Origin of the sequence: Lentisalinibacter orientalis (assembly GCF_040706535.1) — a bacterium.
GTDB classification, from domain to species: domain Bacteria; phylum Pseudomonadota; class Gammaproteobacteria; order Steroidobacterales; family Woeseiaceae; genus Lentisalinibacter; species Lentisalinibacter orientalis.
In genome coordinates, this window is the sequence record NZ_JAPDRJ010000001.1 from 1,974,779 (window position 1) to 1,999,070 (window position 24,292).

Annotated in this window: 19 protein-coding genes; 9 read left to right on the forward strand and 10 right to left on the reverse strand. The window is 69.2% G+C overall.

The genetic code is table 11. The features are described 5' to 3' along the window. Window positions 1-63: 63 nt before the first annotated feature. A complete protein-coding gene (locus ACJMK0_RS08725) occupies window positions 64-4,893 on the reverse strand; it encodes an NAD-glutamate dehydrogenase (RefSeq protein ID WP_405237439.1) in 4,830 nt (1,609 codons plus the stop codon). Between the two features lie 187 nt (window positions 4,894-5,080). Between ACJMK0_RS08725 and ACJMK0_RS08730 the strand changes: the two genes are divergently transcribed. Further along, a complete protein-coding gene (locus ACJMK0_RS08730; RefSeq protein WP_405237441.1) occupies window positions 5,081-5,929 on the forward strand; it encodes a tryptophan 2,3-dioxygenase in 849 nt (282 codons plus the stop codon). A 1-nt stretch (window position 5,930) separates the two neighbouring features. Here ACJMK0_RS08730 and ACJMK0_RS08735 read toward each other — a convergent pair whose 3' ends face one another. Beyond that, window positions 5,931-6,395 carry a MarR family winged helix-turn-helix transcriptional regulator gene (locus ACJMK0_RS08735; protein ID WP_405231802.1) on the reverse strand — a complete coding sequence of 155 codons (465 nt, stop codon included), beginning with the start codon at window positions 6,393-6,395 and terminating at the stop codon, window positions 5,931-5,933. 103 nt (window positions 6,396-6,498) lie between these two features. Continuing rightward, entirely contained in the window at window positions 6,499-7,599 is a 1,101-nt protein-coding gene (gene zapE, locus ACJMK0_RS08740; protein ID WP_405237442.1) for a cell division protein ZapE, read from the reverse strand. Between the two features lie 189 nt (window positions 7,600-7,788). Here zapE and ACJMK0_RS08745 point away from each other — a divergent pair, with 189 nt between their 5' ends. Then, a complete protein-coding gene (locus ACJMK0_RS08745) occupies window positions 7,789-9,435 on the forward strand; it encodes an electron transfer flavoprotein-ubiquinone oxidoreductase (protein WP_405237443.1) in 1,647 nt (548 codons plus the stop codon). 26 nt (window positions 9,436-9,461) lie between these two features. On the opposite strand, the gene ACJMK0_RS08750 is transcribed toward ACJMK0_RS08745, so the two are convergent. The 6 genes from ACJMK0_RS08750 to ACJMK0_RS08775 are packed head-to-tail and all read right to left on the reverse strand — an operon-like array spanning window position 9,462 to window position 17,436. Next, window positions 9,462-10,229: an SDR family NAD(P)-dependent oxidoreductase gene (locus ACJMK0_RS08750; protein ID WP_405237445.1), complete on the reverse strand. Its 768-nt coding sequence runs from the start codon at window positions 10,227-10,229 to the stop codon at window positions 9,462-9,464. An 11-nt stretch (window positions 10,230-10,240) separates the two neighbouring features. Further along, window positions 10,241-12,268 (reverse strand): acetyl/propionyl/methylcrotonyl-CoA carboxylase subunit alpha, encoded by a 2,028-nt coding sequence (locus ACJMK0_RS08755; RefSeq protein ID WP_405237447.1) that lies wholly within the window; start codon window positions 12,266-12,268, stop codon window positions 10,241-10,243. Between the two features lie 21 nt (window positions 12,269-12,289). Beyond that, entirely contained in the window at window positions 12,290-13,897 is a 1,608-nt protein-coding gene (locus ACJMK0_RS08760; protein WP_405237449.1) for a carboxyl transferase domain-containing protein, read from the reverse strand. A gap of 4 nt (window positions 13,898-13,901) precedes the next feature. Next, window positions 13,902-15,083, reverse strand: coding sequence for an acetyl-CoA C-acyltransferase (locus ACJMK0_RS08765; RefSeq protein WP_405237451.1), 1,182 nt, complete (start codon window positions 15,081-15,083; stop codon window positions 13,902-13,904). Between the two features lie 55 nt (window positions 15,084-15,138). Next, the gene (locus ACJMK0_RS08770; protein ID WP_405237453.1) at window positions 15,139-16,296 is read right to left on the reverse strand and encodes an acyl-CoA dehydrogenase family protein; all 1,158 of its coding nucleotides are present in this window, start codon (window positions 16,294-16,296) and stop codon (window positions 15,139-15,141) included. A gap of 21 nt (window positions 16,297-16,317) precedes the next feature. Next, complete coding sequence (locus ACJMK0_RS08775; RefSeq protein ID WP_405237455.1) at window positions 16,318-17,436, reverse strand: Glu/Leu/Phe/Val dehydrogenase dimerization domain-containing protein; 1,119 nt, start codon at window positions 17,434-17,436, stop codon at window positions 16,318-16,320. A 295-nt stretch (window positions 17,437-17,731) separates the two neighbouring features. Between ACJMK0_RS08775 and ACJMK0_RS08780 the strand changes: the two genes are divergently transcribed. Genes ACJMK0_RS08780 through ACJMK0_RS08810 form a run of 7 tightly spaced genes read left to right on the forward strand, consistent with a single transcriptional unit; the run spans window position 17,732 to window position 23,234 of the window. Further along, entirely contained in the window at window positions 17,732-18,490 is a 759-nt protein-coding gene (locus ACJMK0_RS08780) for a DUF3450 domain-containing protein (RefSeq protein ID WP_405237457.1), read from the forward strand. After that, the gene (locus tag ACJMK0_RS08785) at window positions 18,487-19,872 is read left to right on the forward strand and encodes a MotA/TolQ/ExbB proton channel family protein (protein WP_405237459.1); all 1,386 of its coding nucleotides are present in this window, start codon (window positions 18,487-18,489) and stop codon (window positions 19,870-19,872) included. The genes ACJMK0_RS08780 and ACJMK0_RS08785 overlap by 4 nt, the downstream gene beginning before the upstream one ends. 21 nt (window positions 19,873-19,893) lie before the next feature. Further along, window positions 19,894-20,418 (forward strand): MotA/TolQ/ExbB proton channel family protein, encoded by a 525-nt coding sequence (locus ACJMK0_RS08790; protein WP_405237461.1) that lies wholly within the window; start codon window positions 19,894-19,896, stop codon window positions 20,416-20,418. A 19-nt stretch (window positions 20,419-20,437) separates the two neighbouring features. Continuing rightward, entirely contained in the window at window positions 20,438-20,842 is a 405-nt protein-coding gene (locus tag ACJMK0_RS08795; protein ID WP_405237463.1) for an ExbD/TolR family protein, read from the forward strand. Between the two features lie 16 nt (window positions 20,843-20,858). Continuing rightward, window positions 20,859-21,266 carry an ExbD/TolR family protein gene (locus ACJMK0_RS08800; protein ID WP_405237465.1) on the forward strand — a complete coding sequence of 136 codons (408 nt, stop codon included), beginning with the start codon at window positions 20,859-20,861 and terminating at the stop codon, window positions 21,264-21,266. A 40-nt stretch (window positions 21,267-21,306) separates the two neighbouring features. Further along, a complete protein-coding gene (locus tag ACJMK0_RS08805) occupies window positions 21,307-21,936 on the forward strand; it encodes an energy transducer TonB (protein ID WP_405237467.1) in 630 nt (209 codons plus the stop codon). Further along, entirely contained in the window at window positions 21,933-23,234 is a 1,302-nt protein-coding gene (locus tag ACJMK0_RS08810) for a tetratricopeptide repeat protein (RefSeq protein ID WP_405237469.1), read from the forward strand. Before ACJMK0_RS08805 ends, ACJMK0_RS08810 begins: the two co-directional genes overlap by 4 nt. Window positions 23,235-23,278: 44 nt before the next feature. Here ACJMK0_RS08810 and ACJMK0_RS08815 read toward each other — a convergent pair whose 3' ends face one another. Continuing rightward, window positions 23,279-24,103: a lysophospholipid acyltransferase family protein gene (locus tag ACJMK0_RS08815; RefSeq protein WP_405237471.1), complete on the reverse strand. Its 825-nt coding sequence runs from the start codon at window positions 24,101-24,103 to the stop codon at window positions 23,279-23,281. Window positions 24,104-24,292: the final 189 nt, after the last annotated feature.

Here is a 24,292-nt window from a genome sequence, read left to right on the forward strand (position 1 = left end):
TATCTGTCAGCCATTGTTGTTCGGGGATGTGTCCGGGATGGTCGTCGGCGTCCCGCGGTCCTGTCAGCGGCCCGTGAGTTTAGTCAGCTCGTCGGTGGCGACCGAGAGCGTAGCAAAATCGGTACGGGTGCTCTTCTGCATCTCGTCGAGCATGTGGCGCGCCACGCGCACCCGTTCGCCGGCGCCGTCCAGCCAGCTGACCACGGCCTCGCCGGTGCCGAGCTCCGGCCCGGTCTCCTCCAGCAGCCGCTCGGTGAGCGTGCGCTGGACGTTGCGGATGTTGTCGCGCAGGCGGCTGCGCGCCAGGGCCTGCCAGTGGCCGCGCGCCTGCAGCTCGTCGATCCGCTCGCGCACCCAGTCCAGGCGCAGTCCGCGGCCCAGCTCGAAGTACAGCCGCGCGACCCGCCTGAGGTCCCGGTCGCCGGCGATGTCGACGATGTCCAGCGCCGAGGTGACCGCCGTCAGCGCGGCGATGCGCTGGGCGAGCCGGCCGGGCAGGCCCATGGACTCGAACTCGTTGCTCATGCGCGCAAGGCGCTGGCGCGCGCTGTCGTGCAACAGCGAGCCGAGTTTCTGGAACACCAGGCTGACGCCGGGCTTCAGTGTCTGCACGGCGGCCTCGATGCTCTCGTAGGGCTGCTCGCGGCGCAGTAGCCAGTAGCAGGCGTGGCGCAGCTTGCGGCTGACCTCGAACATGACCAGGTACTGGGTCTCCGCCGGAATGACATTGTCCAGCGCCTCGATGTCTGCCCAGATGTCGCGCGCGCCGCAGACCTCCCGGGCCACGGCGTACGCCCGGGCCACGCTCACCGCATCTGCGCCGGTCTCGTCCGCAGCCCGCCAGGCGAACGCAGGGCCCATCCGGTTGACCATGCTGTTGGTGATCAGCGTGGCCAGGATCTGGCCGCCGAGGCGATGCTCGCGGATGAGGTCGCCGTAACGGCGGGGCAGCGGCGCCGGGAAGTACTGCTCGAGCTCTTTCGCCAGATAGCCGTCGGTGGGGATATGGGCGGCCTGCATGCGGGCGTAGAGCTCGATCTTCGAATAGCTGAGCAGCACCGCCAGTTCGGGGCGGGTGAGCCCCAGGTCGCGCTGGCGCCGTTCCTCCAGGGTCTCGTCGTCCGGCAGGTACTCGAGCTCCCGGTCCAGCAGGCCGGTCTTCTCCAGCGCCTGGATGAGATAGAGATGCTCGCTCAGGCGGTCGACCCCGGTGGCCTGCATCATGCTGATGGCCTGGGTCTGCAGATAGTTGTTGCGCAGGACGAGCGCGCCCACGTCCTCGGTCATGTCCGCCAGCAGCCGGTTGCGCCGGCCGGTGGTCATGCGCCGGGTCTCGGCCACCTGCCCGAGCAGCACCTTGATGTTCACTTCCCGGTCGGAGCTGTCCACGCCGCCCGAGTTGTCGATGAAGTCCGTGTTGATGCGTCCGCCGGCCAGCGCGAACTCGATGCGCGCCCGCTGCGTCAGGCCCAGGTTGCCGCCTTCGCCGACCACCCGGCAGCCGAGCTCGCCGGCGTTGACGCGCACGGCGTCGTTGCTGCGGTCGCCCACTTCGGTGTGGGACTCGCTGCCGGCCTTGACGTAGGTGCCGATGCCGCCGTTCCAGAGCAGGTCGCAGTCCATGCGCAGGATGGCGCGTATCAGCTGGGGCGGGCTCAGGCTCTCGTCCGTGACGCCCAGCATGGCGCGCACCTCGGCGCTCAGCGGGATGCTCTTGGCCGAGCGGGGCCAGATGCCGCCGCCGGCGGAGATCAGCCGCTTGTCGTAGTCCTCCCAGCTCGAGCGGGGCAGGGCGAACAGGCGCTCGCGCTCGGCGAAGCTCGCCGCGGCGTCCGGGTTCGGATCCAGGAAGATGTGCTGGTGGTTGAAAGCGGCCAGCAGGCGGATGGTCTGCGACAGCAGCATGCCGTTGCCGAACACGTCGCCGCTCATGTCGCCGATGCCGACCACCGTGAACTCCTGGCTCTGGGTCTCGATGCCCATCTCGCGGAAATGCCGGCGCACGGCCTCCCACGCGCCGCGGGCGGTGATGCCCATCTTCTTGTGGTCGTAACCCGCCGAGCCGCCGGAGGCGAACGCGTCGTGCAGCCAGAAGCCGTACTCCGCCGAGATGCCGTTGGCGATGTCGGAGAACGCGGCCGTGCCCTTGTCGGCGGCCACCACCAGGTAGGGGTCGTCGCCGTCGAGGCGCACCACGCGGTCCGGCGGCACTACTTCGCCTTCGACGATGTTGTCGGTGATGTCCAGCAGCGAGCCGATGAAGATGCGGTAGCAGGCGATCACTTCCGCCTGCACCGCGTCCCTGTCAGCCTCGGGTAATCGCTTCGGCAGGAAGCCGCCCTTGGCGCCGGTGGGCACGATCACCGTGTTCTTGACCGTCTGCGCCTTCATCAGGCCGAGCACCTCGGTGCGGAAGTCCTCGCGCCGGTCCGACCAGCGGATGCCACCGCGGGCCACCGGACCGGCGCGCAGATGCGTGCCTTCCACCCGCGGCGAGTATACGAAGATCTCGTAGCGGGGACGGGGCAGCGGCGCCTCTTCCAGTGCGGAAGGGTCGAACTTGATGGCGATGGCCGGCGGCTCCCGGCCGGCTTCGTCGACGCGGAAGAAATTCGTGCGCAGCGCCGCATCGAGTACGCCCGTGTAGGCGCGCAGGATCCGGTCCTCGTCCAGCGTCGCCGCCTCGGCGACCAGCCGGGCGATCTCGCGGCGGCACTCCTCGAGCCCGGCGCGCGCGGCTTCGGCGTCGGCATCCGGGTCGAACTGCAGCCGGAACCGGCGCACCAGCAGCGCAGCCATCTGCGGATAGCGCGCCAGCACCGACTCCATGTAGGGCTGGGAGAAGGGCAGGCCAAGCTGCAGGAGATACTTGGAGAACGCGCGCAATATCGAGGTCTCCCGGGCGCTCAGACCGGCCTCCAGCACCAGCCGGTTCAGCCCGTCGTTCTCGCACTCGCCGGCGAGTACCCGCGAGAACGCATCCTCGAAGCGGCGCTCGGCCTCCGCCGGGTCGATGGCGGCACCGCGGGGGTGCTCGAGTTCGAAGTCCTGGATCCACCAGGCGCTGCCGTCGTCCGGTTCCAGGTGATAGGGCCGCTCGCTGACCACGCGCACGCCCAGGTTCTCGAGGATGGGCAGGGCGTCGGAGAGAGGCAGAGGCTCCCCCGGACGGAAGATCTTGAAATGCAGCCGTTCGGTGACGCCCGGCGGGCGGTACAGCTCCGTGTCCTCGCCCGCACCCGCTTCGCCGCTCGTCAGCCGGTCCAGCGTCTCCACGTCGCCGCAGGCGGCGGCCGGCAGCACGTCTTCCTCGTAGGCCAGCGGGAAGATATGACCGTAGCGGCGGGCGAGCGCGATGCCGCGGGCCTCGCCCAGATGCTCCACCAGCGCGTGGGCGAGGCGGTCCTGCCAGGTCACCACGGCTTCGCCGATGTCCTTCTCGATCTGGCGGATGGAGATCCGCGGCTTGCGGCCCTGTTCGATGTGGACGATGAGGTGCAGCCGCGCGAGTACCGACTCCGACAACTCCACCGACGACTCGATGCTGAGCCCGTCGAACGCCTGCATCAGGATGGTCTCGATGCGCTGGCGTACCCGGGTGTTGTACTTCTCCCGTGGCACGTAGACGAGGCAGGAGAAGAAGCGGCGGAAGGCATCCCGGCGCAGGAACAGCTTCACCCGCTGGCGTTCCTGCAGGTTCAGGATGCCCGCCGTGGTGCGCGACAGGTCCCGGACCGAGGCCTGGAACAGCTCGTCCCGCGGGTAGGTGTCCAGCACGTGCATGAGCGCCTTGCCGCGATGGCCGCTCGGATCCAGCTCCGCCCGTTCGATGACGCGCCGGACCTTCAGCCGCAGCAGCGGGATGGCGCGTGGACTCTCGTTGTAGGCCACCGAGGTGAGCAGCCCGAGGAAGCGCTTTTCGCCCACCGGCTCGCCGGCCTCGCCGAAGACCTTCACGCCGATGTAGTCGAGATGGCTGGGGCGGTGCACCGTGGAGCGGGCATTCGCCTTGGTCAGGATCAGGAGCTCGCGGCCGCGGGCCTCGCGCCGCATCTCCGGGGTCATGGTCACCCGCCGCTCCGCCGAGCGGCGCTTCGACAGGATGCCGAGGCCCGTGTCCGCCACCGGCCGGAGCTGGGCCTCGCCGTTGCTGCGCACGACCTCGTATTCCTGGTAGCCGAGAAAGGTGAAGTGGTCGTCCGCCATCCACTCGAGCAGCCGGCGGCTCTCCTCCACCAGGGTCTGGTCCACGCGGCCGGCCGGGCCTTCCAGCGCGGCGGCGGCCTCCAGCATCTTCTCGCGCATGCGGCGCCAGTCCCGCACGGCCACGCGCACGTCGCGCAGCGTCTCCTCCAGCGCGCGCTTCAGGGCCGCCATGCGCCGGTCGCTCGTCTCCCGGTCGATCTCCAGGCGCACGAAGGACTCCACCCGGCCTTCCCGGGCGGAGCGGGGATGGACGCCGGTCAGCACACCCTGCGCGTCGCGCTCCACGCGTACCAGCGGATGGACGGTCAGGTGCACGTTGGCGCCCATTCTCGCCACCGCCATCCCGAGCGAGTCCACCAGGAACGGCATGTTGTCGTTCACCATCTCCACGATGGTGTGGCTGGAGTCCCAGCCGTCGCGTTCGGGGTCGGGGTTGTAGATGCGCAGCCGGTGGCGGCCGCGCCGGCGGGTCATGCCGAGTTCCAGGTGGGCGAGTGCCGCCCCGGCCAGGTTCTCCGCCGTGGCCGCGCGCAGGTCCTCGACGTCGACGTCGGCGTAGTAATGACGGATGAAGGTGCCGAGGCGCGCGCGGTTCCTGAACGGTCCGGAGCCGCGCACGGCGGCGACGATCTCCTCGAGGATCCGGTCCTTCTGGTCCGTGTTCCGGCGCAGCGCTTTGGGGCTCACTATGATCGCAGTTCCTGACGCCGCCGGCCGCGATCCCGGCGGGGGTGTGACCGTCTTCCAACGGGGCGCCAGTATACACGACGACACCGCCCCGCCGTGGCCGCGCGCTTGCTGGTATCCTGCCGCGCATCCAGTCATGACAGGCCGCCGGCAGCGGCGCCGGCGTGCGAGGAGGAGAACGTCCCCCATGGCGACCGACCATTACGACAACGCATTCCACACCGACCTCGATCCCCGCGAGGACTACGCCGGTTATCTCCGTCTCGACCGGCTGCTGTCCGCGCAGCGCCCGCTGAGCGACCCGCCCCACCACGACGAGATGCTGTTCGTCATCCAGCATCAGGTGGCGGAGCTCTGGTTCAAGCTGACGGTGCACGAGCTCGAAGCGGCGATGGCCGCCATCCGCGAGGACGATCTCGGGCGCGCGGCGAAGATCCTGGCGCGGGTGAAGCAGGTGCAGCACCAGCTCTACAGCCAGTGGGACGTGCTGGATACGCTCACGCCCAGCGAGTACGCCGAGTTCCGCCACGTGTTCGGGCAGGCCTCCGGCTTCCAGTCACCCCAGTACCGGCTGGTGGAGTTCATGCTCGGCAACAAGGACCCGGCGAAGATCGCCGTATTCGCGCGTCACGAGGAGTGGCACCGGCGGCTGCGCGCCGCGCTGGAGGCGCCCGCCATCTTCGACGAGTTCCTGCGCCACCTGGCGCGCATCGGCCTGCCGGTGCCGCGGGAGGCCATCGAGCGGGACTTCGCCGCGCCGCGCGAACCCGACGACCGGGTGGTGGCCGCGCTGGGCGAGATCTATGCCGAGCCCGAGCGTTACTGGCAGGCCTACGAACTGGCCGAGGCGCTCATGGACGTGTCCAACAACTTCCAGTTCTGGCGCTACCACCACCTGAAGACGGTGGAGCGGATCATCGGCCACAAGCGCGGCAGCGGCGGCACGGCGGGCGTCACCTGGCTGAAGCGGGCGCTGGACTACGACTTCTTCCCGGAACTGATCCGGGTGCGCACGGAACTCGCCGACGGCACCTGACTCAGTAGTGGGGCGCGCCCAGCAGGCGGGCCCGCGCGAGCAGGCGCTCCAGCAGCACGTCCAGGGTGTGCACCTCGTCGTCGCTGAGCCCGTGCAGGAGTTCGCGCTCGAACTTCAGCGCCAGCGGCGCCACCTCCGCATACACTTCCTCGCCGGCCGGCGACAGGTGCAGGATGGAACGGCGCCGGTCCTGGTCGGCGAAGCGCCGGTTGATGCGCCCGCTCTTGATCAGCTTGCCCACCGCGCGGCTCACGGCCACCTTGTCCATCAGCGTGCGTTCGGCCACCTCCGAGGCCGACAGGCCCGGGTGGCGGCTCAGCACGGCCATGATGCGCCACTCGGGTATCGACAGCCCGAAGCGCTTCGAATAGGCGCCCGCGATGGTGGCGCTCACCGTGTTCGACAGTATGGACAGGCGGTAGGGGAGGAAGTCCTCGAGTATCAGTTCCTGTTGCTTCTCGGCCATGGTCTCCGTCCATCGCGTCGGCATGTCGCCGCAGACCGGGTGAGGTTAGCCTCCGCGAAGGTCGGTGGCCAGCCCGGAGATGCCGCAACGACGCGGCGGGGCATCAGGCGAGGTGCGGCGCGGCGAGATACTCCCGGGACTGCATCTCGACGAGCCGGCTCACGGTGCGCTCGAATTCGAAGGCGAGGCGCCGGCCCCGGTACAGCTCGTCGGGCGGGGCTGCCGCCGACAGGATCAGGTTGACCCGGCGCTCGTAGAACTCGTCCACCAGGGCGATGAAGCGCCGGGCGGGGTTCTCGCTCGCGCGGTCGAACACGGGCACGCCCGCCAGGATCACCGTGTGGTAGCGCCGGGCGATCTCGATGTAGTCGTCCTGGCTGCGCGGCCCGTCGCACAACTCGGCGAACTCGAACCAGGCGACGCCCCTGGCGAGGCGCACTGTGCGCACCGGCCGGCCCTGGATGGTGAGCGTGCGGCCGCTCTCCTCGCGCCCCGAGGCGATGCGCCGGAAGTAGCGCGCGAGGTTGCGGTCCGCGGCCTCATCGAGGGGCGCGTGATAGATCTCCGCCTCCTCCAGCACGCGCAGCCGGTAATCGGTCTCGGCATCCAGGTGGAATACCCGGCAGTGGCGCTCGATGGCCTCGATTGCCGGCAGGAACTGCTGGCGCTGCAGGCCGTCGCGGTAGAGCTCCGACGGCGGCAGGTTCGAGGTGGCCACCAGCGTGACGCCGCGCCGGAACAGCGCCCGGAGCAGCCGGCCGAGGATCATGGCGTCGGCGATGTCGGAGACGAAGAACTCGTCGAAACAGAGCACGCGGGTCTCCGCCGCCATATCCGCTGCGACCCGGTCGAGCGGATCCTCCAGCCGCCCGTGGCGCTTCAGCGCCTCGTGCACGCGCCGCATCATGCGGTGGAAGTGGATGCGCAGCTTGTCCTCGAAGGGCAGCTCCTCGAAGAACAGGTCCATGAGCAGGGTCTTGCCGCGGCCGACGCCGCCCCAGAGATACAGGCCGCGCACCGGCTCGAGCGCGAAGCGCCCGGGGAACCGCCGCGCCAGGGCGCGGCGCAGCGTCGCCGCCGTGCCGGTGTCCCGGGTCAGCTCGTCGTGCAGCCGCTGCAGCTCGGTGACGGCCGCCTCCTGGGCCGGATCCCGGGTCAGGTCCTCCCGGCGCACGCAGTCCAGGTAGCGGTGGTGGATGGTCATGGCGCAACGGAGCGTACACCGTCCGCGCCTCTGCCTCCACAAGGCCTCGACAGGCGCCGCCCGGGCACGGGATGTTAGAATTGCCGGGATACTTCGCAAGCGCACGAATCGCACGCAGGAGGGCCTTCAGGCCCGAACCATGTAGGAGGGCCTTCAGGCCCGATCCGATACCAACAGAGGGGATGACACGTGGAACGCGAATCCATGGAATTCGACGTCGTTATCGTAGGCGCCGGGCCGGCCGGTCTGGCCGCGGCCTGCCGGCTGAAGCAGCTGGCGCAGGAGAAAGGCCGGGAACTCTCCGTCGTCGTCGTGGAGAAAGGCTCGGAGATCGGCGCGCACATCCTCTCGGGCAACGTCTTCGAGCCCAGGGCCCTGGACGAGCTGTTCCCCGACTGGAAGGAGCGCGGCGCGCCGGTGACCACCGGCGTCACCCGTGACGACATCTACTACATGACCTCGGAGAAGGGCGCCGTGAAGGTGCCCGGGCCCTTCGTGCCCGGCCCCATGCACAACGAGGGCAACTACATCATCAGCCTCGGCAAACTCTGCGTGTGGCTGGCGGAGCAGGCGGAGGCGCTGGAAGTCGACGTGTTCCCCGGCTTCGCGGCCGCCGAGGTGCTGTACGAGGACGGCAAGGTCGCGGGCGTGATCACCGGCGACATGGGCGTGGACCGGGAAGGCAGGCAGAAAGACGCGTTCACCCCGGGCTATGAGCTCCGCGCCCGCTACACCATCTTCGCCGAGGGCGTGCGCGGCAACCTCGGCAAGGAGCTGATGGAAAAGTACGACCTGCGGGCGAATTCCGACCCCCAGCACTACGGCATCGGCCTGAAGGAGGTCTGGGAGATCGAGGCGGCGAAGCACGAGGAAGGCCTGGTGGTGCATTCTCTCGGCTGGCCCCTGCGCAACAACACCGAGGGCGGCGGCTTCCTCTATCACGCCGAGAATAACCAGGTGTATCTCGGCTTCATCATCGCGCTGAACTACTCGAATCCCCATCTCGATCCCTTCGCCGAGTTCCAGCGCTGGAAGACCCATCCGAAGATCCGCCGGTACCTGGACGGCGCCGAGCGCATCTCCTACGGCGCACGGGCCGTCAACAAGGGCGGCCTGCAGGCGCTGCCGAAGACCTGCTTCCCCGGCGGGCTCCTGGTGGGCTGCGACGCCGGTTACCTGAACGGCGTGAAGATCAAGGGCGCGCATACGGCGATGAAGACCGGCATGCTGGCCGCCGAGTCCGTGTTCGAGGCCTTCGAGGCCGGCGACGAGGGCGGCAGCGATCTGGTCGCCCACGAGGAGCGGGTGAAGAATTCCTGGGTGCACGAGGAGCTGTACAAGGCGCGCAATTTCGAACCCTCGCAGCACAAGTTCGGCACCTTCTTCGGCGCGGCATTCACGTTCCTGGACCAGAACATCATGCGCGGGCGCATGCCGTTCACGATGCACAACCGTGTGCCGGACCACGAGGAGCTGAAGCCCGCCGCCGAGTGCGAGAAGATCGACTACCCGAAGCCGGACGGGGTGATCACCTTCGACCGGTTGTCGTCCGTCTATCTCTCCGGTACCAACCACGAGGAAGACCAGCCCGTCCACCTGCAGCTGAAGGACCCGTCTCTGCCCATCGAGTTCAACCTGCCCACCTACGACTGCCCGTCCCAGCGCTACTGTCCGGCGGGCGTCTACGAGGTGGTGGAAGAGGAGGGCAGCAAGGTCTTCCGTATCAACGCGCAGAACTGCGTGCACTGCAAGACCTGCGACATCAAGGACCCGAAGCAGAACATCCGCTGGGTCACGCCGGAGGGCGGCGGCGGCCCGAACTACACCGGTATGTGAGGCCGGCCGGCGCGCCGGCGCCGCGCCTACTTCGGCTGCATGCGGATGCCGCCGTCGAGGCGGATGGTCTCTCCGTTCAGCATCGGATTCGTGTAGATGTAGCCAACCAGGTCGGCATATTCCTCGGGCCGGCCCATGCGCGACGGGAACGGAATCTGCGCCGCGAGCGACTGCTGCACCTCGTCGGGCAGTCCCGCCATCATCGGCGTCATGAAGATGCCGGGCGCGATGGTCATCACGCGGATGCCGAAACGGGCCAGCTCCCGGGCGATGGGCAGTGTCATGCCGACCACGCCGCCCTTCGAGGCCGAGTAGCCGGCCTGGCCGATCTGGCCCTCGTAGGCCGCGACCGAGGCCGTGTTCACGATCACCCCGCGCTCGCCTTCCCCGTTCGGCTCGTTGTTCTGCATGAGTGCCGCCGCTTCCTTCGCGATATTGAAGGAGCCGACCAGGTTGATCATCACCGTGCGCGTGAAATAGGCCGAGTCCATCGGCCCGTCGCGGCCGAGCACCCGTCCGGGAGCGACGACGCCGGCGCAGTTCACGGCCAGGGTGAGTCCGCCCATCGCCTCGGCCGCCCGGCCGACGGCCGCGCGCACGTCCGCCTCGTCGCTGACGTCGGTGCGGATGAAACCGGCGCGCTCGCCCAGCGCCTCGGCGGCCTCGGCGCCGGCCTCCTCGTTGACATCCAGCAGCGTCACGCTGCCGCCCGCCGCCAGCAGGTGCTCCGCCGTCGCCCGTCCCAGGCCGGATGCGCCGCCGGTGACTATCGCTTTTACTCCGCCGAGATCCATGTTCGCTCCTGTCAGTCTTCTCTGCCGTCTTCGGTGCCGTCGCCGTCGGGTTCGATGTCGACCAGGACGGCCTCGGCCTCCACGAAATCGCCTTCCGCCACGCGCACGCGCTCGACCCGGCCGGCCGTACCCGCGCGCAGCGTGAACTCCATCTTCATGCCCTCCAGCACCAGCAGCTTGTCGCCTTCGGAAACCCGGTCGCCCTCGGCCACGGCCACCTCGACGACCCGCCCCGGCATGGGCGCCGCCGGGTGGGCGTCGGTCTCGGGCATGGCCGATTCCGTGGCCCACGGGTCGGCGATGTCGAACTCCCGGGTCTCGTCGTCCACCGTGACCTGGACCCGGCGAGCCGTACAGGCGATCTCCACCGCGCGGGAGGCGCCGTCGATCTCCGCCACCAGCCCGCGGCAGCCGGTATCGATCAGCCGCACCCGGTGCCAGTCTGCGTCATCGGTGGCCCCCTCACGCGCATCCCGGATGGCCATGGAGAAGGTCTGCGGGCCGCCGCGGGCCGTGATCCGCCGCTCGCCCGCAGCCGTATCGAAGGCGATGGTGGTGCCGGCGGCCGGCCGGCCGCGCCAGGCGTCCGCGGCGGCCCACGGCGAGGCATCCTCGCCGCCGCCGCGCTGCAGGCGGCGCATGACGGCTGCCGCCGCGGTCAGCAGGACTCCGTCCGGCACCGGCGTCGCCCGGGTCAGGCTCTCGAGTTCCCGGTCCACGTAGCCGGTGTCGCTGCGGCCTTTCACGAACGCCGGCGTGCGGGCCAGGCGGCGCAGGAAGGCGAGATTGTTGCGCGGGCCGAACAGGACGCAGCCGGCCAGCGCGGACTGCAGGTGTCGCAGAGCGGCGTCGCGGTCCGGCCCGCTGGCGATGAGCTTCGCGACCAGCGGGTCGTAGTAGCGCTCGACGGCGTCGCCGGCCTCGTATCCGTGGTCCATGCGTACGAGGGGGTCGCGCCGGGGCCAGTCGAATACCTCGATGGCGCCGGTGGACGGCAGGAAATCCCGGGCCGGATCCTCGGCATAGATGCGCGCCTCGATGGCGTGACCGCGGCTCGCGATCTCGCCCTGCGCGGCCGGCAGCGGCTCGCCGCTCGCCACCCTGAGCTGCCACTCCACCAGGTCCAGCCCGGTGGTCAGCTCCGTCACCGGATGCTCGACCTGCAGGCGGGTGTTCATCTCCAGGAAGTGGAACTGGCCGCGGTCGTCCAGCATGAATTCGACGGTGCCGGCGTTCACGTAGCCCACGGCGCGGCCGGCTGCCAGTGCCGCGCCGTGCAGCGCGTCGCGCTGGTTGCGGGTGAGCCCCGGTGCCGGCGACTCCTCCAGGATCTTCTGCTGGCGGCGCTGCATGGAGCACTCGCGCTCGTACAGGTGCACCAGGTTGCCGTGCCTGTCGCCGAAGATCTGCACCTCCACGTGGCGCGGACGCTCGATGAACTTCTCCAGGATGATCTCGTCGTCGCCGAAGGCGGCCAGCGCCTCCCGCCTGGCGGCCTTCCATGCTTCCTCCAGCTGCGCGGGATCGCGCACCACCCGCATGCCCTTGCCGCCGCCGCCGGCGGAGGGCTTCAGCAGGACCGGCAGGCCGAGGCTCTGGGCGCTGCGCCGCAGCTCGTCGACGCTGCCGATGCCCGACACGCCCGGGATTACCGGCACGCCGGCCGCGTCCATGATGTCCTTGGCCGCGCGCTTGGAGCCCATGCTGCGGATGGTGTCCGTGTCCGGGCCGATGAAGACCAGGCCGGCGGCGCGCACGGCGGCGGCGAAATCGGCGTTCTCGGCCAGGAAGCCGTAGCCGGGATGCACGGCCTCCGCGCCGGCGTCCAGCGCCGCGCGGACGATGCGCTCGCCGTCCAGGTAGGACTCGGCGGCCGGCGCCGGGCCGATCGGCAGGCAGGCATCCGCCATGCGCACGTGGCGGGCGCGCCCGTCGGCCTCGGAGTAGACCGCGACGGTGGCGATGCCGAGCCGGCGGCAGGTCTCGATGATGCGGCAGGCGATTTCGCCGCGGTTGGCGATCAGGATGCGCTGGAACATGGTTACCCCGGCTACCCCCGCCTACATCCGGAAGATACCGTAGGGACCCTCGCCCGGGTCCGGCGCGCCGGCGGTCACCGCGAGTCCGAGGGCCAGCACGCGGCGGGTGTCCAGCGGATCGATGATGCCGTCGTCCCACAGCCGGGCCGTGGCGTAGTAGGGGTTGCCCTGGTCCTCGTACTGGCGGCGGATGGACTCGCGGAAGGCGGCCTCCTCGTCCTCCGGCCACTCCTCGCCGCGGGCCTCTGCGCCGTCCCGGCGCACGGTGGCCAGCACGCTGGCCGCCTGGTCGCCGCCCATGACCGAGATGCGGGCGTTGGGCCACATCCACAGGAAGCGGCCGCCGTAGGCCCGCCCGCACATGGCGTAGTTGCCGGCGCCGTAGCTGCCGCCGATCACCACGGTCAGCTTCGGCACCGTCGCCGTGGCCACCGCGTTCACCATCTTGGCGCCGTCCTTGGCGATGCCGGCGTTCTCGTACTTGCGCCCCACCATGAAGCCGGTGATGTTCTGGAGGAACACCAGCGGGATGCGCCGGCGGTTGCAGAGCTCGATGAAGTGGGTGGCCTTCAGCGCGGATTCGGAGAACAGGATGCCGTTATTGGCAATAATGCCTGCGGGATAACCATGGATGCGCGCGAAGCCGCACACGATGGTCTTGCCGTACAGCGGCTTGAACTCCTGCAGCTCGGAGCCGTCGACGATGCGCCCGATGATCTCGCGCACGTCGTAGGGCTGCTTCAGGTCCGTCGGCACCACGCCGTAGATGCCGTCGGCGTCCATCACCGGTTCCGCCGGCGCGTGGGGGGGTGCCGTGTCCCGGGCCGGCGCCAGCCGCGCGATGCAGTCCCGGGCGATGGCCAGCGCGTGGTTGTCGTCCTCGGCCAGGTAGTCGGTGACGCCGGAGACCCGGCTGTGCACCTCGCCGCCGCCCAGGTCCTCGGCGTCGACGATCTCGCCGGTGGCCGCCTTCACCAGCGGCGGGCCGCCGAGGAAGATGGTCCCCTGATTGCGCACGATGATGGCCTCGTCGCTCATGGCCGGCACGTAGGCACCGCCGGCGGTGCATGAACCCATCACGACGGCAAGCTGTGCGATGCCCGCGGCAGAGAGAGTCGCCTGGTTGTAGAAGATGCGGCCGAAGTGGTCACGGTCCGGGAAGACCTCGTCCTGGCGTGGCAGGAAGGCGCCGCCGGAGTCCACCAGGTAGACGCAGGGCAGGTGGTTCTCCAGCGCGATCTCCTGGGCCCGGAGGTGCTTCTTCACCGTCATCGGGAAGTAGGTGCCGCCCTTAACCGTGGCGTCGTTCGCCACCACCATCACCTCGCGGCCGTGCACCCGGCCGATGCCGGTCACGATGCCGGCGCCCGGCGCGGCGCCGTCGTAGAGGCCGTCGGCGGCCAGCGGCGAGAGTTCCAGGAACGGGCTGCCGCGGTCGAGCAGCGCGTCGATGCGCTCGCGAACGAGCAGCTTGCCGCGCTCGGCGTGTTTCGCCTGTGCGCGCTCGCTGCCGCCGCGGGCCGTGGCCGTCAGCTTCTCGCGCAGCTCGTCCACCAGCCCCTGCATGTGGCGCGCGTTCTCGGCCACGCGGCCATCCGCGGGATCCAGATGGCTCTTCAGGGCGGGCACGGGGTCAGACCGTCTCGATGCCCAGGGCGACGGCCTCTCCGCCGCCGATGCACAGCGAGGCGATACCGCGCTTCGCGTTACGGTTGCGCAGTGCGTGCAGCAGCGTGACGACGATGCGGGCGCCGGAGGCGCCGATGGGATGGCCGAGGGCGCAGGCACCGCCGTTGACGTTGACCTGCTCGTGGGCGATGCCCACGTCGTGCATCGCGGCCATGGTGACGCAGGCGAAGGCCTCGTTCACCTCGTAAAGGTCCACGTCGTCCGGCGACCAGCCGAGCTCGTCCTGCAGCGCCCGGATGGCGTACACCGGCGAGGTGGTGAACCAGGCGGGGTCCTGCGCGTAGCCGCTGTGGCCGGCGATGCGGGCCAGCGGCGCCAGGCCGCGGCGCTCCGCCTCGGTGGCGCTCATCAGCAGCAGCGTCGCGGCGCCGTCCGAGATGGAAGACGAGCTGGCCGCAGTCACGGTGCCGTCCTTCGCGAAAGCCGGCCGCAGGTTCGGGATCTTCTCGACGTCGGCCCTGCCGGGCTCCTCGTCCGTGTCGACGGTGGTCTCGCCCCTGCGGGTCTTCACGGTGACCGGCGCGATCTCGGCGTCGAAGGCGCCGCCGTCCGCCGCCGCCCGTGCGCGTTCCACCGAAGCGATGGCGAAGGCGTCCTGGTCTGCCCGGCTGAAACCGTATTTCTTCGCCGTCTCCTCGGCGAAGTGCCCCATCATGTTGCCGTCGTAGGGGTTTTGCAGGCCGTCGAAGAACATGTGATCGAGGATCTCCTTGTGGCCCATGCGCAGGCCCGCCCGCGCGCCGGGCATCAGGTAGGGCGCATTGGTCATCGACTCCATGCCGCCGGCCATGACCACCGCGGCGGAACCGGCGCGGATGAGGTCGGCACCGACCATCACGGTCTTCATGCCCGAGCCGCAGACCTTGTTCACGGTGGTGCAGCCCACCGACTCCGGCAGGCCGGCGGCCAGCGCCGCCTGGCGTGCGGGTGCCTGACCGATGCCGGCGGGCAGGACGCATCCCAGCAGCACTTCGCTGATTTCCGCGGGGTCCAGGCCGCAGTCGGCCAGCGCTGCGCGGCTGGCCGCCGCCGACAGCTCGGGGGCGGGCACCGGGGCGAGGCCGCCCTGGAAGGCGCCTATCGGCGTGCGTCGGGCGGCGACAATGACGATGGGGTCCTGACTCATGGCGATCTCTTGCTCCGTCTTCCTGGGCGGGCGGCCATTGTAGCGCGGGAGGCGCTCAGTCGGCGGCCAGGAGTTCCCGGCCGATCAGCATGCGGCGGATCTCGGTGGTGCCGGCGCCGATCTCGTAGAGCTTGGCGTCGCGCAGCAGCCGCGCCACGGGGTATTCGTTGATGTAGCCGTTGCCGCCCAGGCTCTGGATGGCCTCCAGCGCCACCGTCACTGCCTCGCGGGAGGCGTGCAGGAGGCAGGCCGCGGCGTCCTGGCGGGTCGGCAGCCCCTGGTCGAACTGGGCCGCGGTGCGGTAGGTGAAGGCCCGGGAGGTCTGCAGCGCCGTGTACATGTCGGCCAGCTTGCCCTGCATCATGCCGAAGCTGCCGATGGGCCGGCCGAACTGCTTGCGCTCGCGCAGGTAGGGCATCACGGCGTCGAGACAGGCCTGCATGATGCCGATGGGACCGCCGGAGAGCACGAGCCGCTCGGAGTCGAGCCCGCGCATCAGGATGTAGACGCCCCGGTTCACCTCGCCGAGGACGTTCTCCGCCGGTATGCGACAGTCCTCGAACACGAGTTCGCAGGTGTCCGAGCCGCGCATGCCCAGCTTGTCCAGCTTCTGCGCCGTACGGAAGCCCGGCATGTCCTTTTCCACCAGGAAGGCGGTGATGGAGCGCGATCCGTCCTCTTTCGGCGCGGTGCGCATGTAGGTGAGGATCACGTCGGCGCGCGGGCCGTTGGTGATCCACATCTTCGAGCCGTTGGCGAGCCAGCTGCCGTCGTCCTGCTTCTCGGCGTGGCAGCTCATCGAGCCCACCACGTCCGAGCCCGCGCCCGGCTCGGACATGGCGAGCGCGCCCAGCATCTCGCCGCTCACGAGTCCGGGCACGAAGCGCTCGCGCTGCTCCTCCGTGCCGTTCAGGTACAGGTTGTTCAGGCACAGGTTGGAGTGCGCGCCGTAGGACAGCCCCACCGAGGCGGAGGCCCGCGAGATCTCCTCCATCGCCACCACGTGGGCCAGGTAGCCGAGCCCGGTGCCGCCGTCCTCTTCCGGGACGGTGATGCCATGCAGCCCCAGTTCCCCGAGCTTCGGCCAGAGGTCGGCCGGGAACTCGTTGCTCGCGTCGATCTCGGCCGCCCGCGGCGCGATCTCCTCCTCGGCGAAACGGCGCACGGTCTCGCGCAGGAGGTCGATCTCTTCACTGATGCGGGTGTTGATCATGGGGCTCGGCGCGCTCCGGTGTCAGTGCGTGGTGGTCGTGTGATGGGCCCGGCCCGAGAGCCGGTCCTTGAACCGCCGGGTATAGGGCAGCTTGGTGCGGCCCACCGCGGCGATGCGCTCTTCGGCCATGCGGTCGGCCGCCTGCCAGCTCGGTATCCCGTCGCGCTCGGCGATGTCGAATATCCGGGCGAGGTTATTGTAGATGAGCGAGACCTGTCGGTGGGCGCGTTCCTTGTCATAACCCTGCAGTTCGATGGCCACGTTGATGAGGCCGCCCGCGTTGATGGCGTAGTCCGGCGCATACAGGATGCCGCGCTCCTCGAGCGCGGTGCCCCAGGCCTCGGACTCCAGCTGGTTGTTGGCGCTGCCGGCCACGATGCTGCACTTCAGGCGCGGCACGGTGTCCTCGTTGATGACGCCGCCGAGCGCGCAGGGCACGAACACGTCCATGTCCAGGTCGTAGATGTTCTGCATGGGCACGGCGTCGGCGCCGTACTCGTCCACCACCGACTGCACGCGCTCGTCGTTGATGTCGGTGACGGTCACCCGGGCGCCGCGCTCGCGCAGCCTGTGCACGAGATGGCGGCCCACGTGGCCGACGCCCTGTACGCCGAAGCTGAGTTTGCCGAGGTCGGCGTGGCCGAACCTGCGCTCGGCGCAGGCCTCGATGCCCTTCAGCGTGCCGAGCGCCGTGAACGGGGACGGGTCGCCGCTGCCGCCGTGCACCTCGTGCACGCCCACCACCCGGTCGGTCTCCTGGAAGATGTGGTCCATGTCGTCGACGGTGGTGCCGACGTCCTCGGCGGTGATGTAGCGGTTGTACAGCGAGCCGATGAAGCGGCCCAGCATGCGGAACAGGGCCTCGCTCTTGTCCTGCTCGGGATCGCCGATGACGACGGCCTTGCCGCCGCCCAGGTTCAGGCCGGACACCGCGGCCTTGTAGGTCATGCCCCGGGACAGCCTGAGGACGTCGCGCAGCGCCTCCTCCTCGTTGATGTAAGGCCACATGCGCAGCCCGCCCAGCGCCGGGCCGAGCACCGTGGAGTGGATCGCGACGATGGCCCTGAGGCCGGTGGGACGATCCTGGAAGAACACGACCTGCTCGTGGCCGCGGTCGCTCATGGTGTCGAACAGTTCCATATCCCCCTCCTGGAAAAGCACGGCGACAGCAGCCCGCGCGCAGCGCCTGCGCGTGCGCTCCGGGCTATCGATCATCCGACGATTATAGGCTCCGGCCTAATCGGTTGCATCCGTAACGATCCGGCCGGCATTCGCCCGGCGCCGGCGGTTACGGCGGGGTTGCCGCGCTTTTTTTTGCGCCGCTATTCTGCTAGTTTCCGGCGATCCGCTGGCGCGACAGGGCGCGCCCCGGGACACCTCTGAAGTCCAAGGAATTCTCATAATGGTTCGATTCCCGCGATTGCGGTCCGTCCGCGTGAGTCGCTTCCCGGCCGGTTTGCTGGCCGTCTTCGTGCTGGCGGCGCCGGCCGGCGGCCAGACCACGCTCGGCCAGGTGCTCAGCGAGCAGAGTGAAATCAACCGCTCGGCGCAGCGTTCCCAGGTGCGTATCAGCCAGCTGGCCGATCAGACCTCGGAGCTGCTGGGCGAGTACCGGGTGACCACCCAGCAGCTCGACCGGATCAGGATCTACAACGACAACCTCCAGCGGCTGGTCGAGGATCAGGAGGAGGAGAAGGCATCCATCACCCGCCAGCTCGAGGAGTTCGGCGACGTGGAGCAGGGCATCGTGCCCCTCATGCTGGAGATGATCTCGGACCTGCGCGCCTTCATCGAGCTGGACATGCCGTTCCAGCTGCGTGAGCGCATGGATCGGTTGACCCGGCTCGAGGACAACATGGAGCGCTCCGACCTCACCGTGTCGGAGAAATACCGCCAGATCATGGAGGCCTACAAGGAAGAGGCCCGCTTCGGCCGCAACATCGAGGCGTACACGGGCAGCCTGGACATCGACGGCGTCGATACCCGGGTCACGTTCCTCAGGGTCGGGCGCGTCCTGCTCGCCTATCAGACGGCCGACCGGTCCCGCACCGGCTTCTGGAACAAGCAGACCCGCCAGTGGGAGGAGCTCGACTCCTCGTACCGGCGCCCGATCACCGAGGGCATCGCCATTGCCAGGAAGCAGGCCGCCCCGCAGTTGCTGACATTGCCGGTCCCGGCCCCGGAGCAGGAATGATGAGCGCAGCCACGAGTAAGTCGGCCAGAAGCAAGGCGGCCACGGCGGCCGGCGTATTGGTCCTGGCCGTGACGATGGGGGCGGGCGCGGCACTCGCCCAGGACGCGCCCCGCGACATGGACGAGCTGCTGCAGACGGTTCGCGAGCAGGGCCAGCGACTGAGCCAGGAGAACCGGCAGCGGGAACAGGAGTTCCTGCAGAAGCGCAACCAGCAGCAGGCGCTGCTGGAGAGCGCGAAGCGCGCGCTGGCCGAGGAAGAGCGGCGCAGCGAGCGGCTGAAGACGCAGTTCGACGAGAACGAGCGCCAGCTCGAGGAGCTGAACGAGACGCTGCGCATCCGGGTCGGCGACATGGGCGAGCTGTTCGGCGTCGTGCGCCAGACCGCCGGCGAGGTCAACGGCATGGTGGATACCTCGCTCATCACCGCCGAGTATCCGGACCGGGGCGCGATCGCGACGGAGCTGGCCTCCGCACGCGGCCTGCCCTCCATCGCCGACCTCAAGTCCCTGCAGGTGCTCATCCTGGAGGAGATGGCGGGCTCCGGCGACGTCGACCGGTTCGCGGCCACCATCCGTAACGCGGCAGGCCAGGAGGAGAGCGCCGAAGTGGTGCGGGTGGGGCTGTTCAACGTGATCACCGGCAACCGCTTCCTGCAGTACGACCCGGCGGCGGACGAGCTGCAGGAGCTGGCCCGGCAGCCGGACGACCGCTTCCGCAGCCTGGCGGAGAACCTGTACACCGCGCGCGAAGGCAACGCCCGTATGGCGGTGGATCCCAGTCGCGGCGCGCTGCTGAGCCTGGTGGTGCAGTCACCGAGTCTCGGCGAGCGTATCAATCAGGGCGGCACCGTGGGCTACGTCATCATCGCCATCGGCTGCATCGGCCTGCTGATCGCGCTGTGGCGCCTGCTGGCGCTGCTGGTCACCGGCCGCAAGCTCAGCTCGCAGCTGAAGCGCGACAGCGCCTCGGAGGGCAACCCGCTCGGCCGCATCCTGAAGGTGTTCGAGGACAACAAGCACATCGACACCGAGACCCTGGAGCTGAAGCTGGACGAGGCCATCCTCAAGGAGACGCCGCGCCTGGAGCAGGGACAGGGCTGGATCAAGGTCATCGCGGCGGTGGCGCCGCTGCTCGGTCTGCTCGGCACGGTGGTCGGCATGATCCGCACCTTCCAGGCCATCACGCTGTTCGGCACGGGCGACCCGAAGCTCATGGCCGGCGGCATCTCCCAGGCGCTGGTCACGACGGTGCTGGGGCTGGTGGTCGCCATCCCGCTGGTGTTCCTGCACAGCCTGGTCGCCGCGCGCAGCCGCGCGATGGTGGAAGTGCTGGAGGAGCAGAGCGCGGGCATGATCGCGCGCCACTCCGAGAGGGGCGTTTAACGGTCAGCCGGGACGGTCAGCATGTATCTGCTCGAGTCCGCATTCATCGCCATCCGCAGCTTCTTCGAAGCCGGCGGCGACGTGCTCTGGGCCATCCTTGCGGTGACCACGCTGATGTGGACGCTCATCATCGAGCGGTTCTGGTTCTTCCGCTGGGTGCTGCCCGGGCTGGAACGACGGGCGGTCGAGGAGTGGGATCAGCGCGAGGACACGGACTCGTGGTACGCCCGGCGCATCCGCGACCAGCTGATCTCGGAGATCTCGGTGGAGAGTCACCGCTATATCCTGATGATCAAGACACTGATGGCCATCCTGCCGCTGCTCGGCCTGCTGGGCACCGTGACCGGGATGATCCTGGTGTTCGACGTGATGGCGTTCGCCGGCACTGGCAACGCGCGCCTGATGGCGGGCGGCGTCTCGGCGGCCACCATCCCGACCATGTCCGGTCTGGTGGCGGCGCTGTCCGGCCTCTATCTGGCCACCTATCTCGAACGGCGCGCCGGCAAGGAAGTCCAACGATTCGAGGAGATGCTGGTCCACCACTGAGGGGGCCGCGGAGCAAGCGATGCGCAGACGGCTGAAACGGCACGACGAGGAGGCGGAGATCAACATCACGCCGATGCTCGACATCGTGTTCATCATGCTGATCTTCTTCATTGTCACGACCTCCTTCGTGAAGGAGTTCGGCGTCGACCTGAACCGTCCCTCGAGCGAGCCGCCGAAGGATCAGAAACTCTCCGAGGTGATCGCCATCCGCATCAGCGACACGGGGCAGATCTCCATCAAGGGCCGGCCCACGGACATCCGCGCCGTGCGGGCCAACATCGAGAGCGGCCTCGCGGTGGATCCCGATGCCGCGGTGGTGATCGCGGCGGACCGCAACGCCGACGCCGGCATCCTGGTGCGGGTGGTCGACCAGGCCCGGGTGGCGGGCGCCAGCAAGGTCTCGCTGGCGGCGCTGGCCGACTGACGGATCGGGGACAACCATGCCGCGCAAGCATTCGACGCCGGAGGACGAGACGGAGATCAACATCACGCCGATGCTCGACATCGTGTTCATCATGCTGATCTTCTTCATCGTGACCACCTCCTTCGTGAAGGAGACGGGCATCGATCCCAACCGGCCGGAGGCCGAGACCGCGGAGGCGCGCCCGCGCGGCAACATCCTGATCGGCGTGAACGAGACCGGCGACATCTGGATCAACAAGCGGGAAGTCGAGCTGAACCAGATCCGCCAGATCGTGGAGGACGCCCTGACCGAGAATCCGGAGAGTTCGGCGGTGATCATCGCCGACCAGGAATCGCCCACGGGCACCTTGATCGACATCATGGATCAGGTGAGACTCGGGGGTGTGGTCGACATCTCGGTGGCGGCCGAGCCGGAGGGCACGTGAGGAAGAAGGGCACGCAGGCGCACGGGCGGGGAGGCAGGACATGAGGTTCCTGGTATCCCTCGGTGCCGGCATCCTGGTGGCGCTTGGCCTGTTCCTGCTGATGCACCAGCTCATCTCGGGTTCGCCCGACATCCGCAAGGACGACGACGACCGCCTGTCACTCGACTTCGTCCGCGTGGAGCAGGATGAGATCGAGAACATCAAGGAGCGCAAGCCGCCGCCGGAGCCGGAGAAGCCGAAGGAGCCGCCGCCGCCGCCGAAGCTGAGCCAGCCCTCTCAGGACAAACCGCGGCCGGACCTGCCGCGCATGGAGACTCCGCGCATCGACATGCCGGCGAGCGCGGGCGGCGGGCCGTATCTCGGCCAGTGGAGCGCCGGCGACCCCGGTGCCGAGGGCGACGTCATCCCCATCGTGCGCATCGAGCCCCAGTGGCCGCGGGAGGCCCTTATCGAGGGCATCAGCGGCTGGGTGCTGATCGAGTTCACCATCAACGAGGACGGCACGGTCTCCGATCCGGAGGTGGTGGACGCGGAGCCGCGCCGGATGTTCGAGCGCAACGCGCTGCGCGCCATCTTCAAGTGGAAGTTCAAGCCGCGCATCATCGACGGTCAGCCGGTGAAGCGCAGGGCCACGCAGCGGATCGACTTCAACATCGACGAGGCGACATGAGCGGTCGGGCCTTCTCCTGCGCAAGTATCGCGCGGAGCGCCATGGGCGCCCTGGCCGCGCTGCTCCTGCTGGCAACCGGGCCGGCCCTGGCCCAGGGCAAGGTCTGCCTGGACACCACCGCCGTGGAGCGCGACGACCCGGGCAGCACCATGGGCGAGCTGGCCTACAAGCGGCTGTCAAAGATCCACGAGCTGATGGGCGAGGATCGTTACGACGACGCCCTCACCGAGATCGGCAAGATGGAGAACATGCGCCTGAACGACTACGAGAAGGCGCTGATGTGGCAGACCTACGGCTTCATCTATTCCGCGCGCGGCGATTTCGGCAAGGCCATCGATTATTTCGAGCGCAGCCTGGCCGAGGACGCTCTCAGCACCCAGGCCCAGCAGGGCATGCTCTACTCGCTGGCCGGCCTGTACCAGTCCGAGGGCCGCTACGAGGACGCCATCGAGACCATGCGCACCTGGTTCCGCTACGCCGAGGAGCCCGACGCCGCAGCCTACATCCTGGTGGGCGGCAGTTTCGCCGAACTCGAGCGCTATCGGGAGGCGCTGCCCTGCGTGCAGCTGGCCATCGAGAAGGCCGACAAGCCGAAGGAATCGTGGTATCAGCTGGAGCTGGCCATCCACATGGAGCAAGAGGCCTTCAGGCCGGCCGTCGACGTCCTGCGCACGATGGTCCGGCTCTGGCCGGACAAGCGTCGCTACTGGGAGACCCTGTCGGGCGTGTACCTGGAGCTGAAGGAGGACCAGCTGGCGCTGGCCACCATGATGGCCGCCTACAACCGCGGCCTGATCACCGAAGGCCCCAAGATTCTCAACCTCGTGCGCCTGAATCTCTACCTGGACAGCCCCTACGTTGCCGGCCGGATACTCGCCCGCGGCATCGAGGAGGGTGCGCTGGAGCGCGACGCAGACAATCTGAACCTGCTGCGCTCGGCGTGGACCTCGGCGAAGGAGTACGACCGCGCCGTCGCCGTGATCGACCAGCTGGGACAGCTCACCGGCGATCCCAAGTACTACATGGACAAGGCGAGCATCCTGAACGAGCAGGCGCGCTGGGAGGACGTGATCGCGGCGGCCCGCCAGGCGCTCGACGCCGGCACGGAGACGCCCGCCCGGGCCTGGCTGCTGATGGGCATGGCCTACACCGAGCTCGATCGCCTCGGCGAGGCGCTGCAGGCCTTCGACAGGGTCCGCGAGACCGGCGACGCCAAGGAGCGCCAGAATGCCGCCGCCTGGATCGCCTTCGTGCGCGACCGCCAGGCCGTCGAGGCGGCGCGGATCGCCTCCGGCTGAAGCCGTCCGGCCGGGGCCTGTCAAAAGGCCCTGGTCAACCAGCCCTACGTCCCGGCCGGACCGCGCGCCTCCATCCTGGTTTCGGCCTCCGTCATCGTCTCGTCCCGCCGGTCTTCCGCAGGCGCCGGCGTCTCAGCGGCCGGATGCAGGTCGGGCTCGTCCAGATGCTCGAGAATCCGCGTCCGTGACAGGGTGGCGAGAGAGGCCGGAGTCTGGCCGGCGGTGTCGATGGGCTCCAGCAGCGTGACGCGCAGGCGTTGCGGCCGCGGCAGCAGCCGGCTCGATGGCAGCGCATGGCGGGAGCCGTGGATCACGGCAGGCACCAGCGGCGCCTGTGCTTTCGCGGCGACGGCAAAGGCGCCGCCGCGGAAGCGGCGCAGCCCGGGCTCGGCGTGGAAGGTGCCCTCCGGAAAGAAGGCCAGCGATTCGCCCACGTGCGCGCGGCGCAGGATGGTGCGCGCATCCCGCGCGCTGCGGCCGTGGTGGAAACGCTCCACGAACTGGGCACCGATGCGCCGCAGCAGGTAATGCGCCAGCGGCACCCGCTGCATCTCGCTCTTGATCACGAAGGCGAAGCGCGGCGGCAGCGCGGCGCAGAGGATGATGCCGTCCAGGTAGCTCGCGTGGTTGGCCACCACCACGCAGGGCCGCCCCGGCAGGTGACGGCGGTTGTCGATGCCGGGGCCCATGCCGGTGGCCAGGAAGAGCAGACGGGCGCCGCTGCGCGCCGCCGCCCGCCGCCGGCCCAGTCCCGGCAGGACGGTGACCAGCAGCAGCGTGACGGGGACGCAGACGAGGAACACGGCAGCGAACCACAGGCCGTACAGCGCGTGCCACGCCTCGCGGGCGAGTCCGATCAGTCTGGCCATCTTCCCTCAGCGTAGCGGGTTCGCATCGTAGAGTGTGAACCCGGTCACGTTATGTTAATGCTTTGGGGAATCTGTGACAGCGGTCACGCCCCCCCTGGGGCCGGGCGGACATACTCGCTCTCCGATCCGGCAATGGCCATTGTAATTGGCCGGCACGTGGCCGGTGCAATCCGCGGCACCCAGCGAGCA

Excerpts from the sequence above, each read along its gene's own strand:
- ACJMK0_RS08755 (WP_405237447.1), bottom strand. The coding sequence starts at position 12,268 with ATGTTCCAGCGCATCCTGATCGCCAACCGCGGCGAAATCGCCTGCCGC.
- ACJMK0_RS08785 (WP_405237459.1), top strand. The coding sequence starts at position 18,487 with ATGATGAGCGCAGCCACGAGTAAGTCGGCCAGAAGCAAGGCGGCCACG.
- ACJMK0_RS08805 (WP_405237467.1), top strand. The coding sequence starts at position 21,307 with ATGAGGTTCCTGGTATCCCTCGGTGCCGGCATCCTGGTGGCGCTTGGC.
- ACJMK0_RS08765 (WP_405237451.1), bottom strand. The coding sequence starts at position 15,083 with ATGAGTCAGGACCCCATCGTCATTGTCGCCGCCCGACGCACGCCGATA.
- ACJMK0_RS08735 (WP_405231802.1), bottom strand. The coding sequence starts at position 6,395 with ATGGCCGAGAAGCAACAGGAACTGATACTCGAGGACTTCCTCCCCTAC.
- ACJMK0_RS08810 (WP_405237469.1), top strand. The coding sequence starts at position 21,933 with ATGAGCGGTCGGGCCTTCTCCTGCGCAAGTATCGCGCGGAGCGCCATG.
- zapE (WP_405237442.1), bottom strand. The coding sequence starts at position 7,599 with ATGACCATCCACCACCGCTACCTGGACTGCGTGCGCCGGGAGGACCTG.
- ACJMK0_RS08795 (WP_405237463.1), top strand. The coding sequence starts at position 20,438 with ATGCGCAGACGGCTGAAACGGCACGACGAGGAGGCGGAGATCAACATC.
- ACJMK0_RS08730 (WP_405237441.1), top strand. The coding sequence starts at position 5,081 with ATGGCGACCGACCATTACGACAACGCATTCCACACCGACCTCGATCCC.
- ACJMK0_RS08750 (WP_405237445.1), bottom strand. The coding sequence starts at position 10,229 with ATGGATCTCGGCGGAGTAAAAGCGATAGTCACCGGCGGCGCATCCGGC.
- ACJMK0_RS08775 (WP_405237455.1), bottom strand. The coding sequence starts at position 17,436 with ATGGAACTGTTCGACACCATGAGCGACCGCGGCCACGAGCAGGTCGTG.
- ACJMK0_RS08800 (WP_405237465.1), top strand. The coding sequence starts at position 20,859 with ATGCCGCGCAAGCATTCGACGCCGGAGGACGAGACGGAGATCAACATC.
- ACJMK0_RS08815 (WP_405237471.1), bottom strand. The coding sequence starts at position 24,103 with ATGGCCAGACTGATCGGACTCGCCCGCGAGGCGTGGCACGCGCTGTAC.
- ACJMK0_RS08770 (WP_405237453.1), bottom strand. The coding sequence starts at position 16,296 with ATGATCAACACCCGCATCAGTGAAGAGATCGACCTCCTGCGCGAGACC.
- ACJMK0_RS08790 (WP_405237461.1), top strand. The coding sequence starts at position 19,894 with ATGTATCTGCTCGAGTCCGCATTCATCGCCATCCGCAGCTTCTTCGAA.